This is a genomic window from Paracoccus benzoatiresistens, from assembly GCF_026913015.1.
GTDB lineage: Bacteria > Pseudomonadota > Alphaproteobacteria > Rhodobacterales > Rhodobacteraceae > Paracoccus > Paracoccus benzoatiresistens.
The window spans coordinates 13,852-28,204 of the sequence record NZ_JAPTYD010000020.1; the positions used below are offsets into that span (position 1 = coordinate 13,852).

At 68.1% G+C, this 14,353-nt stretch carries 10 protein-coding genes; 7 read left to right on the forward strand and 3 right to left on the reverse strand.

Translation table 11 applies throughout. The features are described 5' to 3' along the window. The first annotated feature begins 97 nt into the window (after positions 1–97). The 5 genes from OU682_RS13515 to OU682_RS13535 all read left to right on the forward strand — a co-directional run bounded on the left by OU682_RS13515 (position 98) and on the right by OU682_RS13535 (position 7,779). A complete protein-coding gene (locus OU682_RS13515) occupies positions 98–652 on the forward strand; it encodes a helix-turn-helix domain-containing protein (RefSeq protein ID WP_268942675.1) in 555 nt (184 codons plus the stop codon). A 289-nt stretch (positions 653–941) separates the two neighbouring features. After that, entirely contained in the window at positions 942–4,016 is a 3,075-nt protein-coding gene (locus OU682_RS13520; RefSeq protein ID WP_268942677.1) for a response regulator, read from the forward strand. Further along, positions 4,013–4,876: a CheR family methyltransferase gene (locus OU682_RS13525; protein WP_268942678.1), complete on the forward strand. Its 864-nt coding sequence runs from the start codon at positions 4,013–4,015 to the stop codon at positions 4,874–4,876. Before OU682_RS13520 ends, OU682_RS13525 begins: the two co-directional genes overlap by 4 nt. Beyond that, positions 4,866–6,692, forward strand: coding sequence for a response regulator (locus OU682_RS13530; RefSeq protein WP_268942680.1), 1,827 nt, complete (start codon positions 4,866–4,868; stop codon positions 6,690–6,692). Before OU682_RS13525 ends, OU682_RS13530 begins: the two co-directional genes overlap by 11 nt. Before the next feature lie 154 nt (positions 6,693–6,846). After that, positions 6,847–7,779: an ornithine cyclodeaminase family protein gene (locus OU682_RS13535; protein WP_268942682.1), complete on the forward strand. Its 933-nt coding sequence runs from the start codon at positions 6,847–6,849 to the stop codon at positions 7,777–7,779. On the opposite strand, the gene OU682_RS13540 is transcribed toward OU682_RS13535, so the two are convergent. Next, positions 7,766–8,230 (reverse strand): Lrp/AsnC family transcriptional regulator, encoded by a 465-nt coding sequence (locus OU682_RS13540; protein WP_268942683.1) that lies wholly within the window; start codon positions 8,228–8,230, stop codon positions 7,766–7,768. The two genes, OU682_RS13535 and OU682_RS13540, sit on opposite strands and share 14 nt — an antisense overlap. Positions 8,231–8,341: 111 nt before the next feature. Between OU682_RS13540 and putA the strand changes: the two genes are divergently transcribed. Next, complete coding sequence (gene putA, locus OU682_RS13545; protein WP_268942684.1) at positions 8,342–11,740, forward strand: bifunctional proline dehydrogenase/L-glutamate gamma-semialdehyde dehydrogenase PutA; 3,399 nt, start codon at positions 8,342–8,344, stop codon at positions 11,738–11,740. Between the two features lie 333 nt (positions 11,741–12,073). Here putA and OU682_RS13550 read toward each other — a convergent pair whose 3' ends face one another. Then, positions 12,074–12,433, reverse strand: coding sequence for a Rieske (2Fe-2S) protein (locus OU682_RS13550; protein ID WP_268942685.1), 360 nt, complete (start codon positions 12,431–12,433; stop codon positions 12,074–12,076). Positions 12,434–12,488: 55 nt separating this feature from the next. Then, on the reverse strand, positions 12,489–13,601 hold the full coding sequence (gene hppD, locus OU682_RS13555) for a 4-hydroxyphenylpyruvate dioxygenase (RefSeq protein WP_268942686.1): 1,113 nt from the start codon (positions 13,599–13,601) through the stop codon (positions 12,489–12,491). A 102-nt stretch (positions 13,602–13,703) separates the two neighbouring features. Here hppD and OU682_RS13560 point away from each other — a divergent pair, with 102 nt between their 5' ends. Then, entirely contained in the window at positions 13,704–14,189 is a 486-nt protein-coding gene (locus OU682_RS13560) for an Lrp/AsnC family transcriptional regulator (protein WP_268942687.1), read from the forward strand. Positions 14,190–14,353: the final 164 nt, after the last annotated feature.

A 14,353-nucleotide genomic window follows, 5' to 3' on the forward strand; every position in this document is an offset into this window, starting at 1 on the left:
CATGGAAACGTGGGCAGAAACAAATTCTTGGCTGAACCCCGGTTGTGCTGCTGTGCCCGGCGAGGATAACTTCGCCCCAAGCCTCTCAGAGTTGGAAATGACCCATCACATCGGCGATGACATCCGGGCGCTGCGCAAGTCCAGGGGCATGACCATCCAGGCGCTTGCATCGGCGGTCGGGCGGTCGGTCGGCTGGCTCAGCCAGATCGAGCGCGGGCAGACCACCCCATCGGTCCAGGATCTTGGCCAGATCGCGGGCCAACTTGGGGTGAACATCAGCTTCTTCTTCCGCTCGTCCAGCCGCGCGCCCGAGGAACGCGGCCTGGTCCTGCGCGCCGCCGACCGGACCTCGATCGGCTCCGACGAGAGCGGACTGGTCGAGGAACTGCTGTCGCCCACGCTCGGCGGCTCCTTCGAGATGATCCGCTCGGTCTTCGCGCCCCGCGCGTCCAGCGGCGGCCTGCGCAGGGCACGCCCGAAGGAGGACGGCGGGGTATTGCTGTCCGGCACCCTGGTGCTGATCGTCGATGGCACGGAGCTGGCGCTTGCGCGGGGCGACAGCTTCCAATTCGCCGAAAAGGACTATGCCTGGCGCAACGATGGCGACGAGCCGGCCGTCGTCATCTGGATCGTCGCGCCGCCGATCTACTGACCTGGCGCGCTGCGCCCGACACCCCCGGCGGAACGTGGCATCGTCGGCGCCGTCAGCCGGGGCCGTCGTGGGTGACAACCGCGGGGTCCCGCCCGCTCTCGTGTCCAGCTTCCTTGGTGCTGGCAGGCACAACGGGCCGGCGACAGTGCCGCGCTGACCATGGCCCTTGACCTGCCTTGTAAATGCTTGGCAATTTTGTGAAACCGGCAGGGAACCCCATCCATGCGGCGGGCGTTCGGCGCTGGCCGTGTGCGGCCAGACGGCCCAGATGGCGTTGCAAGGAGAGAACGTGTCAAAGACGAAGGACCTGGCGATCCTGGCCACGATCGCCGTTGTGATGTGTTGCGTGTTCATTGTCGACCTTTATGTTCCCCTGGGAACGGCGGTCTGGCTGCTCTACATCCTTCCCCTTGCGCTCAGCTTCGCGACGACCCTGCCTTGGGCCCCGGTTGCTACCGCAGCCATCGGCTGCCTGGCGATGCTGGCCGGGTTCTGGCTGGGTCTGAACAATGGCGGCGTCGCTCCGCACGTGGCCGCGACGAACCGCACGATGGCCGCGATCGTCTATCTTGTCCTGGGCTTCACGGGCAGGGTGCTGATCCGCAATCGCAAGGTGCTGGCCCGCGAGGCCTGGCTGCGCGAGGGCGAGGCCCTGCTGTCCCGGACGGTGCCGGGCGATCCCACGGCGGAACAGCTGGGCGAACGGATCCTGTCGGTGCTGGCGGGGCGCGTCAATGCGCGCGCGGCGCTCGTCTGGTCGGCCGGTGGCGGCGGACTTCGCAAGCTGGCGGCCTGGGGCGTCGATCAGGCGGCGCTTGCGGAGCGAGACGGGGTGGCCGACGGCCATCTGGCCCGCTGCCTGGCCGAGGGGCAGGCCGTGCAGTTGACGCTGGCCCCCGACCAGGCGCTTGGCTGGGGATCGGGGCTGGCGCGCGGGCGGGCGGCGCATGCATTGATCGTGCCCCTGGGCGACGACAGGCGGTCCGACGGCATCCTGGAGTTCGGCTTCGACGCCCCGCCCCCGCGCCGGGTGGTTGAACTGTTCGACCGCCTGTCCGAACGGCTTGGCCTGGCACTGCGATCCGCGGAATACCGGCAGCGCCTGCAGGAATTGCTGGAGGAAACCCGCCACCAGGCCGAGGAACTGCGCAGCCATGCCGAGGAGCTGTCCGCCAGCAACGAGGAGCTGGAGGAGCAAAGCCGCGCCCTTCAGGACAGCCAGCGGCGGCTGGAACAGCAGCAGGCGGAACTGGAACAGCAGAACAGCCAGCTTGAAAGCCAGACGCAAGAACTCGAGGACCAGCGCGACGCCCTGGCCCGGTCACGCCGGCAGCTGGAGGCCAAGACTGTCGAGCTGGCGCGCGAAAGCCGCTACAAGTCCGAATTCGTGGCCAACATGTCCCACGAACTCCGCACGCCGCTGAACGCGCTTCTGATCATGTCGCGGCTGCTGGCGGAAAACCGGGGCAGGAACCTGTCGGACGAACAGATCCGCTGGGCCGAGACGATCGAAAGTTCCGGCAAGGATCTGCTGGCCTTGATCAACGACATCCTGGATCTGTCCAAGATCGAATCCGGCAAGATGGATCTCGCGCGCGAAGCCGTCGACCCGCAGGCCATCGCGGCCAAGCTGGGGCGCGCCTTCCAGGACCAGGCCCGCGTCAAGGGCCTGCAGCTGTCGCTCGAGGTCGCCCCTGACACGCCGCAGATCCAGACCGATCCGGGGCGCCTGGAGCAGGTGCTCCGCAACTTCCTGTCGAACGCGCTGAAGTTCACGGACCGCGGCCGGGTCACGCTGCGGGTCGCGCCTGCGGGCACAGGCGTCGCCTTTTCCGTCGCCGACACGGGCATCGGCATCGACGCCGACCAGCAGCAGGCGGTGTTCGAGGCCTTCCGGCAGGCCGACGGCACCATCTCGCGCAAGTTCGGGGGCACGGGCCTGGGGCTGTCGATCTCTCGCCAGCTGGCCGACCTCCTGGGCGGGCGCATCACGCTGGAGAGCGCCAAGGGACGCGGCAGCACTTTCACGCTGACCCTGCCCGAAGCGCCCGAAGGGCAGGGGGCCGCCCCCGCGCCGCTTCCCGCGCCGGATCAGGCCGCGCCTGCCGAAGACACGCCGGCGCCGCTGGCGGCCTTGCCTGGCCTGTCCGACGACCGCGACATTGTGCAGCCCGGCGACCGGGTCATGCTGGTGGTCGAGGACGATCCGGCCTTTGCGCGCGTCCTTTATGAGCTGGCGCACGAGCTTGGCTTCCGCTGCGTCTGCGTGGACCGGGCGGACGATGCGGTGCGCGCGGCGCGGCGCTTCATGCCGCAGGCCATCGCGTTGGACATCCGCCTGCCCGACCATTCGGGCCTGTCCGCGCTGGATCGGCTGAAGCGCGACACCGCCACCCGCCACATCCCCGTCCATGTCATCTCGGCCGAGGACTATACGCGCGAGGCGCTGGCCCAGGGGGCTGTCGGCTACATGCTGAAGCCCGTCGCGCGCGACCAGTTGGAAACGGCCATCCGCAGCCTGGAACGCCGGCTGGCAAGCCGCCTGCGCCGCGTGCTGATCGTCGAGGACGATCCCGCCCAGATGGAGGGCCTGCGCGCCCTGCTGGCCAGCGACGAGGTCGAGACCGTGGGCGCGGGCACTGCCGCCGAGGCCTTTGACATCTGCCGCAGCCAGACCGTGGACTGCATCGTCCTGGACATGACGCTGCCCGACGCCTCGGGCTTCGACCTGCTGGAACGGCTGGACGCCGACGGCACGGCGTCGTTCCCGCCGGTCATCGTCTATACCGCCCGCGCCCTGGACGAGGCCGAGGAACAGCGCCTGCGCCGTTACTCCAAGTCGATCATCATCAAGGGCGCGAAATCGCCCGAACGGCTCATCAACGAGGTGACGCTGTTCCTGCATCAGGTGGTCTCGGATCTGCCCGAGAAGCAGCGCGAGATGCTGGCGGCCTCGCTGAACCGGGACGCCCTGCTGGAAGGCCGCCGGATCCTGGTGGTCGAGGATGACATCCGCAACGTCTATGCCCTGACCGGCGTGTTCGAACCGCACGGCGCCACGGTCCAGATCGCCCGGAACGGCCGCGAGGCGCTGGAGGCGCTTGGCCGGATCAATGACGGCGCGGCCCCCAGGGTCGATCTGGTGCTGATGGACGTGATGATGCCGGAAATGGACGGCCTGACCGCCACGCGCGAGATCCGCAAGATCGACCGCTGGAAGACCCTGCCGATCATCATGCTGACCGCCAAGGCCATGGCCGAGGACCAGAACCGCTGCATCGAGGCCGGGGCCAACGACTACCTGTCCAAGCCCCTGGACGTGGACAAGCTGTTGTCGCTGACGCGCGTCTGGATGCCGCGATGAGTGTCGCGCCCGTTCCCGCCGGTTCCGCCGAGGCCGTCGAGCTTGACCTGTTCCTGGAAGCCCTGCACCGCCGCTGGCATTATGATTTCCGGTCCTATTCCCGCGCATCCCTGATCCGGCGCGCGGACCTGGCCCGCGAACGCCTGGGCTGCGCCACGCTGTCGGACCTGCAGGGGCGGCTTCTGCGCGACGCCACGATCCTGCCCGACGTGATCGACGCGATGACGGTCCAGGTCAGCGAACTGTTCCGCGATCCAGGCTATTACCTGGCCCTGCGCCGCGAGGTGATCCCGCATCTGCGGACCTTCCCCTCGCTCAAGGTCTGGGTGGCGGGATGCGCCGACGGCGAGGAACTGTATTCCCTGGCGATCCTGTTCCGCGAGGAGGGGCTGTTCGACCGCACCATCTTCTACGCGACCGAGATCAACCGCCGCGCGCTGGCCCGCGCCGAGGCGGGCGTCTATGCCATCGACCGGCTGCCCGCATTCTCGCAGAACTACCAGAAGGCGGGCGGCACGGGCACGCTGGCCGATCATTACACCGCCGCCTATGGCCGCGTCGCCTTCGACCGCGGCCTGCGCGACCGCACCGTCTTCACCGAACACAACCTGGCTACCGACCAGGTGTTTTCCGAGGTGCATCTGATCTCGTGCCGCAACGTGCTGATCTATTTCGACAGCACGCTGCAGGACCGTGCCCTGGGCCTGTTCGCCGAGGCGCTGACGCGGGGCGGCTTCCTGGGGCTGGGCTCGCACGAGACGCTGCGCTTTTCGCCCCATGCCGGCTGCTTCGCCCCCTTCGACGAACCCGTCCGGATCTGGCGGCGCATCCCGAACCCCGAGGCTGTCCATGCCCAATAGGCCCATCCGGTTCCTGATCGTCGACGACATTCCGGAAAACCTGCTCGCGCTGGATGCGCTGCTGCGCCGCGACGGGCTGGCGGTCGATCACGCCCATTCCGCCTCTGACGCGCTGGAACTGATGCTGGTCCACGACTATGCACTGGCGCTTCTGGATGTCCACATGCCCGGCACCGACGGCTATGAACTGGCCGAACTGATGCGGTCCACGGAGCGCACGCGCGGGGTCCCGATCATCTTCGTCACCGCCGCCGAGCGCGACGAAACGCGCCGCTTCCGCGGCTACGAGGCCGGCGCGGTCGATTACATCTTCAAGCCCATCGACCCGGTGGTGCTGAAATCCAAGGCCGAGGTGTTCTTCCGCATCGGCTGCCAGGCCAGGGATCTGCTGCGCCAGCGCGACGAGATGCAGCAGATCGCCCGCGACCGCGACCGCGCCGCCGCCCAGCTGCGCGCCCATACCGACAATTCGCCCCTGGCCTTCGTGACGCTGGACCAGGACCTGACCATTTGCGACTGGTCCAAGGGTGCCGAACGGATGTTCGGCCATGCCACCGCCGACCTGCTGGGACGGTCCGCCGAAGACAGCGGCTGGCTGGATCGGGCGGGCGCTGCGACCCTGCGCGGCTGGCTTGGTCCCCATGACGGTGCCGCGCCGCGCCATTCCGCCGAAACGCAGCTTGGCCACGCCAGCCGGGGCGCGATCCCCTGCGAGGTTTACGGCTCGATCCTGACGGAAGCCGGGCGACGGACGCTGTCGCTGCAGATCCTCGACATCACCGAGCGCAAGCGGGCCGAGGAGGTCCGCTCGTTGCTGATCGGAGAGTTGAACCACCGCATCAAGAACACCCTTGCCAATGTCCAGGCGATCGCCCGGCAGGGCCTTCGGCGGTCGGGCAGCCTTGGCGATTTCGAGCAAAGCTTCAACGGCCGCCTGCAGGCCCTGTCGCGCGCCCATTCGATCCTGTCGGATTCAACCTGGTCCAGCGCACCGCTGGATCAGCTGATCGACGACCAGATCCGCCTCGGCACCCTGGACAGCGACCGCCTGCGGCGTCGGGGTCCCGCCGTGGAACTGGCCCCCGACACCATGCTGCGCATGGCGCTTGCGCTGCACGAACTGGCGACGAATGCGGTCAAGTACGGCGCCATGTCCGTGCCGCAGGGCATCGTGCATCTTGACTGGGTGGCCAGGAACCGCGGCATCAGCCTGACCTGGCGGGAATCCGGCGGCCCCCCCGTCAGCCCCCCTTCGGACCGGGGTTTCGGGTCGGATCTGATCGCCGCCGTAGCGGGGGGCGAGGAGGGCGCCGTTTCGGTCGAATGGCACCCCGCCGGCGTCGTCTGGACCCTCAGGCTTTCCGAAGGCGTCACGGCGCTGGCGGCGCCTTCCGCCGCCGCCGACATCCCGGCCGGCCAGCCGCCTGACAAGGGCGTCGTCCTGAACGGCCGCAGAATTCTTGTGGTCGAGGACGAGCCCCTGGTCGCCATGGACATCCGGACCGAACTGGAAGGCGCGGGGGCAGGGCCCGTCCAGGTGGCCCGCACCGTCGATGCCGCGCTTTCCGCCCTGAACGAGCGCAGCTTTGACGCGGCGCTGCTGGACGGAAACCTGAAGGGCCAGCCGGTGGATCCGGTCGCGGAAGCCTTGCGACGTTCACGGACGCCGTTCTGCTTCGTGTCGGGCTATGGCCGTGACCACCTGCCGCAAGGCTTTGACGACGTGCCGCTGATCCAGAAACCCTTTCCGCCCCCCGTCCTGCGCCGCGTCGTGACGGACCTTCTTGACGCGGGGCTTGCACGGGCTGCCGAGTAGGCCAGTGCAAGCCGCGTTTCGCCGGGAGGTCTGTGGGCAGCGCTGCCAGGCGCGGCGGAAGGGGGCTGGCCTTGCGAATGGACTGGACGGCCGGCGGCCAGATGCTATCGCTCGGGCCAGCCTTGAACCCCGCTGAAGGACCACCATGCCGCCCATGACCCCTTTCATCCGCTACGAGGATGCCGCAGGCCATCTGGACTGGCGCGATGCCGTCCGGGCGCTGGAAACCGGGCACCGGTTGCCCAGGGCCGAGATCGCCGACAGCTTCCTTGGCCCCGCCACGGGGACGATGATGACCCGGTCGGCCTTTATCGAGAGCCTGGGCTATGGGGCCAAGCCCTTCACGGTCTTTGACGGCAATGCGGCGCGGGGCCTTCCGACGGTGCAGGGGGCGATGCTGGTCTTCGACAAGGATGACGGGCATCTGCGGGCGATCGTCGAAAGCAGGCTGGTGACCGAATGGAAGACGGCCGCGGATTCGGTGCTGGGCACAAGCCTGCTGGCAAGGCCCGACAGCCGGCATCTGCTGGTCGTCGGCGCGGGCACCGTTGCGGCCAGCCTGGTGCGCGCCTACACGGCCGTCCTGCCGGGGATCGAGCGCGTCTCGGTCTGGGCGCGCCGCCCCGAACAGGCGCAGGCGCTGGTGGCGGAACTGAGCGGTATTGATGCCGACCTGGCGGCGGTGCCCGATCTTGGGACTGCCGTGGGCCAGGCCGACATGGTCTCGACCGCGACCATGGCGCGCCAGCCGGTGATCCGGGGCGAGTGGGTCCGCCCCGGCACCCATGTCGATCTGATCGGCGCCTACAAGGCCGACATGCGCGAGGCCGACGACGCGCTGATGGCGCGCGCCAGCCTGTTCGTGGATAGCCGCGACACCGCTGCCCATATCGGCGAGCTGCTGATGCCGCTCGCTTCGGGCGCGATCACGCCGGAAAGCGTGATGGGCGATTTCTACGACCTGGTGCAGCTTGGCGCGCGACACCGGCAGTCGGATGACGAGATCACCGTCTTCAAGAACGGCGGCGGCGCGCACATGGACCTGATGATCGCCTCGTGGATCATCGACACCCTCAGCCCAGGGTAAAGGTCTGCTCGACCACCGCCTCCATCGAGACATAGCTGGAGGTGTTGCTGATATGGGGAAGGCCCGAGATCTTCTCGGCCATGATGCGCCGGAAATCGGCCATGTCGCGCGAGCGGACCTTGACCAGGTAGTCGAAGCCGCCTGCGATCATGTAGCATTCCTCGATCTCGGGGATGGCGCGGACGGCGGCGTTGAACTGCTGCAGCGCGGTCTCGCGGGTGTCGCTCATGCTGACCTCGACATAGGTGACATGGGTCAGGCCCAGCTTCAGCGGCGACAGGATCGCGCGATAGCCGGTGATCAGGCCGATCTCCTCCAGATGCTTGATACGCAGGGCAACGGGGGTCTTCGACAGCCCCACCTTGCGGGCCAGTTCGGCAATGGGAACGCGGGCGTTCTGCGTCAGTTCGGCCAGGATCTTGCGGTCCAGCGCGTCCAGCTTGACGGTCATCCTGAAAACAGCCCCCTTAATGTTCGATCCGACCAGGCCTGGCGCGATCTTCAGGCACACGGCCTAGCCGATCCTTGGTAATCTTGCCGGATCGAGTCAAGGAGACAGGCCATGGCCCCCTTCAATCCCGGCGTCTTTTCCACCTCTGCCAAGTTCGCGGAGGAAGGGCCGCTTCTGGAACGCCTGGCAGCGTCGGCCGCCCTCTCGCCCGAGGCACGCGCCGCCATCAGCGCCCGCGCCGCCGATCTGGTGCGCCGCATCCGGGCCGAGGCGCGCCCGTCGCTGATGGAGCATTTCCTGTCCGAATACGGGCTGTCCACCCGCGAGGGCGTGGCGCTGATGTGCCTGGCCGAGGCGATGCTGCGCGTGCCCGACAAGATCACCATCGATGCGCTGATCGAGGACAAGATCGCCCCGTCGGACTGGGGCAAACACCTGGGCGAGGCGTCGTCCAGCCTGGTCAACGCCTCGACCTGGGCCTTGATGCTGACCGGCAAGGTTCTGGACGACGATCAGGCGGGCACGCTGCGCCGCATGGTCCGCCGTCTGGGGGAACCCGTGATCCGCACCGCCGTGGGCCGGGCGATGAAAGAGATGGGCCGACAGTTCGTGCTGGGCCAGACCATTGGCGACGCCCTGGATCGCGCCAAGACGCGCGAAAAGCAGGGCTTCACCTATAGCTATGACATGCTGGGCGAGGCGGCGATGACCGGGGCGGACGCCGCCCGCTACGCCCGCGCCTATGCCGATGCGATCGCGGCCATCGCCAGGGCCTGCGACAAGGGCTCGGTGGAGCAGAACCCCGGCATCTCGATCAAGCTCTCGGCGCTGCATCCGCGATACGAGGTGGCGCAGGAGGCCCGGGTGATGCGCGAACTGGTGCCGGTGGTGCTGCGGCTGGCGCAGCAGGCCCGGGCCGCAAACATGGGCATGAACATCGACGCCGAGGAACAGGACCGGCTGGTCCTGTCGCTCAAGGTGATCGAGGCGGTGCTGTCGGACCCCTCGCTGGCCGGCTGGGACGGCTTCGGCGTGGTGGTGCAGGCTTACGGCAAGCGCGCGGGCCAGACCATTGAATGGCTGCATGATCTGGCGCAGCGGCTGGACCGGCGCATCATGGTGCGCCTCGTCAAGGGCGCCTATTGGGACAGCGAGATGAAGCGCGCCCAGGTCGAGGGCCATCCGGGCTTTCCGCTGTTCACCAGCAAGGTCGCGACGGATGTGAGCTATATCGCCAATGCCCGCAAGCTGATCGGCTATGGCGACCGCATCTATCCGCAGTTCGCAACCCACAACGCCCATACCGTGGCCGCGATCCTGGAGATGGCGGGCGACACCCGCTTCGAGTTCCAGCGCCTGCACGGCATGGGCGAGCGGCTGCACGACATCGTGCTGCGCGAGACGAAGGGCCGCTGCCGCATCTATGCCCCTGTCGGCGCGCATCGCGACCTGCTGGCCTATCTGGTGCGGCGCCTGCTGGAGAACGGCGCCAACAGCAGCTTCGTCAACCAGATCGTCGATGAGGCCGTGACGCCCGAGGAAGTCGCGCGCGATCCCTTTGCCGCGCTGGCGACGGCCAGGGCCCCGGCCTCGCTGCTGGCGCCTGCGGATCTTTACGGCGCCGCGCGCAGGAACTCGGCCGGTTTCGACCTGTCGGACGAGGAAACGCTGGCCCGGATCATGGCCGCCCGTGATGCGGCCCTGCCCGATGTGGTGCCGCTGACGGTGTCCGAGCCCTCGGGGCAGGTGCAGGAGGTGGTGAACCCGGCCACGGGCGACAGGCTTGCCACGGTGATGATGGCCGATGCCGCCACCGCCGCGCGGGCCATCGACGACGCCTGCCCCTGGGATGCCCCCGCCGCCGAACGCGCCGCCGTGCTGCGCCGCGCCGCCGACCTGTATGAGGAAAACTTCGGCCCGATCTTCGGCATCCTTGCGAAGGAAGCCGGCAAGACGCTGGCCGATGCGGTGGCCGAACTGCGCGAAGCGGTGGACTTCCTGCGCTATTACGCGTCCGAGGGCGAGGCGAACCCCGGCGGCCCGCGCGGCATCGTGGGCGCGATCAGCCCCTGGAATTTCCCACTGGCGATCTTCACCGGGCAGATCGCGGCGGCGCTGATGGCGGGCAATGCGGTGATCGCCAAGCCTGCCGAGGCCACCCCGATCATCGCGGCCCATGGGGTCAGGCTGCTGCACCAGGCCGGCGTGCCGGTTTCGGCACTGCAACTGCTGCCGGGTCGCGGCAGCGTGGTGGGCACGGCGCTGACGCAGGATCCGCGCGTGAAGGGCGTGGTCTTCACCGGCTCGACCGCGACGGCCCAGACCATCGCGCGGACCATGGCCGCGAATCTGACCCCCGGCACGCCCCTGATCGCGGAAACCGGCGGGCTGAACGCCATGATCGTGGATTCCACCGCCCTGCCCGAACAGGCGGTCCGCGACATCGTGAACGGCGCCTTCCGGTCGGCCGGGCAGCGCTGCTCGGCCCTGCGCTGCCTGTATGTGCAGGAGGACATCGCCCCCCACGTCATCCCCATGATCCGGGGCGCCATGGACGAGCTGGTGGTGGGCGATCCCTGGGATCTGGCCACCGATGTCGGCCCGGTGATCGACACGGGCGCGCAGGGCGACATCGCGGGCTATATTGCCGCCAACGGCAACCGCGTGATCCACAAGCTGGAAGTGCCCACCCGGGGGACCTTCATCCCCCCGACCATGCTGCGCGTGGAAGGCATCGCCGATCTGGAGCGCGAGATCTTCGGCCCGGTCCTGCATGTCGCGACCTTCCGGGGCGACCGGCTGGACCAGGTCGTGGCCGACATCAACGCGCGCGGCTTTGGCCTGACATTCGGACTGCACACCCGCATCGACAGCCGCGTGCAAGAGATCAGCGACGCCATCCACGTGGGCAACATCTATGTCAACCGCAACCAGATCGGCGCGGTGGTGGGCAGCCAGCCCTTTGGCGGCGAGGGGCTGTCGGGCACCGGCCCCAAGGCGGGGGGGCCGCGCTATGTGCCGCGCTTCTTCGCGCCCGATGCGCCTGAAGCCCGCGGGACCGACTGGCAGGGCCAGGCCGACGAAGGCCGCATCCGTGCCCGACTTGACGCCCACCAATCCCGCAAGCTCGACGAGCGGCTGATGCCCGGCCCCACCGGGGAACTGAACCGCCTGACCGCCCATACCCGCCCGCCGGTCCTGTGCCTTGGCCCCGGTGCAGACACGGTGGCCGCTCAGGTTGCTGCGGTGGCGGCCCTTGGCGCGGATGCCGTGGCCGCTGACGGTCCCCTGCCGCCCGAGGCATTGACCCGCCTGCCCGCCTTTGCCGCCGCGCTGTGGTGGGGCGACGAGGCGAAGGGGCGCGCCTATGCCGAGGCCTTGGCCGCCCGCGACGGCGAGATCGTGCAGCTTGTCACGGGGCTGCCGGACCTGGCCCATGTCGCCCATGAACGTCATCTGTGCGTGGACACCACGGCGGCCGGCGGCAACGCCGCCCTGCTGGCGGGGTAGTCAGGACCTTGCCGGACCGATGCGGTTGCGCAGGTGGAGCTTCCGCAGGGTCTGGAAGGTCGAGCCCCTCAGTGACCGGCAGGCGCCGCACCATGCCTGTGTCCAACATGCCGATGCGTCCGAGGAGCTCGAGACGTTATGGTAGCCACCGGCAAGGACGCGGCATGGGCATCGAACGAGGAAACGGTGCGCGCCGGCCGCCTTGCGCCAAGGATCGACCGGCGCCGAGGTCGCTCGCAATCGGCCTTGCACGACGGCTTGCCGGGCGGCCAAAGGACACCGGGCACGGTCTGGCGCAGGTGGAATGACCCGGCGGGAGGGATGCCCGGCAGGTCAGCCTTTGGCGATGACAACGGTGCCGCCGACGACATCGACCGGCACCGGGTCCAGCCCGCATTCCGCGCCCTCGACCGCCTCGCCCGTCAGGATGTCGAAGCGGGCGCCGTGGGCCGTGCACATCAGCATGGCTCCATCCGCCGAGAGAAGCTGCTTGCCGCGATAATCCAGCGGCAGGTACTGGTGGGGGCAGGCGTTGACATAGGCGCGCAAGGTGTCCCCCACCCGCACCAGCAGCAGCGGGAACGCGCCCCTGTCCGTTGTCACCGACAGGGACATCACGCCATCGATCTGGGCCATGCCGCAGACCGGTGTTCCCGCCGCCGGGGCAGAGGAATAGTCGGTCCAGGCCATCATGCGATCTCCTGCAAGACCCGTCCGCAGGCTGCGGGCGGGCCATGTCGTGGCGAAATCATGCGGCGGGCACGGCGGTCAGCACGCCGCGGCGGACCTGGTCTTCCTCGATGGATTCGAACAGCGCGCGGAAGTTGCCCTCGCCGAAGCCGTCGTCTCCCTTACGCTGGATGAACTCGAAGAAGATCGGGCCGATCACCGTTTTCGAGAAGATCTGCAGCAGGATCCGGGTCTCGCCGCCGCCGACCACGCCTTCGCCGTCGATCAGGATGCCGTGTTTCTTCATCCGCTCGATTGGTTCGGCATGGCCCTTCACGCGGCGGTGCGACATCTCGTAGTAGGTGTCGGGCGGCCCCGGCATGAACTCCATCCCGGCGTCGCGGATCTGGTCGGTTCCGGCATAGATATCCTCCGACGCGATGGCGATGTGCTGGATGCCCTCGCCCTTGTATTCGCGCAGGTATTCCTCGATCTGGCTGTGATCGTCGGTGGATTCGTTTATCGGGATGCGGATCTTGCCGTCGGGAGAGGTCAGCGCCCGGCTGACAAGGCCGGTCTGCTTGCCCTTGATGTCAAAATATCTGATTTCGCGGAAATTGAACGTGTCGTGGTAGAACTTGTACCACGTGTCCATGTTGCCGCGGATCACGTTATGGGTCAGGTGGTCCAGGTAGTAGAAGCCGAAGCCAACCGGGCGCGGGTCCGCCTCGCCCAGCCATTGGTAGTCGGCCTGATAGGCGCTGCCCCCCTCGCCATAGGTGTCGATGAAATACAGAAGCGAGCCGCCGATGCCGTAAACGGCGGGCGCCTCGATCGACTTGCCGGGGCCGGTATATTCGGTGGCGCCCAGATCCAGCGCGCGCTTCAGCGCCGCCTGCGCATCCACCACGCGCCAGGCCATCGCCGGGGCGCAGGGCCCGTGTTCCCGCACGAAGCCCGCGGCATGGCTGTCGGGGTCGGCGTTCAGCAGATAGTTGATGTCGCCCTGGCGATAGAGGGTGATGTCCCTGGTCTTGTGCCGCGCCACGGGCGTGAAGCCCATCTGGCGAAATATGCGGTCCAGCACCTGGGGGTCCGGGTGGGCGAATTCGACGAATTCGAAGCCGTCGGTGCCGGCGGGGTTGGCCGTGCTGATCGTGGCCTTCGGGGCGTTGTGCGGGAACGGGCCCATGATCTCCTCCTGTTCGCTGCGGGACAGGAAACAGTCCCACGGATCGCCTGCACGGTGCTTGCGAAACGCACCGGTTTGAGGCAAGTTTTGCATGAATTGTGCATGAAAAGCGGAAGGGCGCGTGAGATGAAGCTGGATGCCTTCGACATTGCGCTTCTTTCTGCATTGCAGAAGGACGGGTCGCTGACCAATGCCGCCCTGGCCGAGGTGGTGAACCTGTCGGCCTCGCAATGCTCGCGCAGACGCGCGGCGCTGGAGGAAGCGGGCGTGATCGAGGGTTATTCCGCACGCCTGAACGCCGCGAAACTGGGTTACGGCTTGCGCGCGATCATCCGCGTCAACCTGTCGATTCACGGCCAGACGAACGAGGGCGACTTTGCCCGCTTCGTCGAAAGCCACAGCCAGATCCGGTCGGCCTTTTCGGTCTCGGGGGACGCGGACTACATCCTGGACGTGCGGGTGCGCGATCTCGAAGCCTTTGCGGATTTCATGCACCGGCAGCTGCTGCCGAACCCGCAGGTGTCCCAGGTCCGGTCCGAGATCGTGCTCAAGACCCTGAAGGACGACCGCGGCATCTCGCCAGGCTGAAGGCCTGCCTATGCGGCCGTAGGCGCGCAGGCGCCGGGATGGGCGGCAACAAGGCCGGGATGGCGGCGTTGCGTGGCAGGTGCAGTCCACGCCGTAGCGGGTCGCGTAGCAAAGCTGCGGGACCAGCGTGCAGTCGGCCACCCCGGGCGGCAGCCATGGGCGAT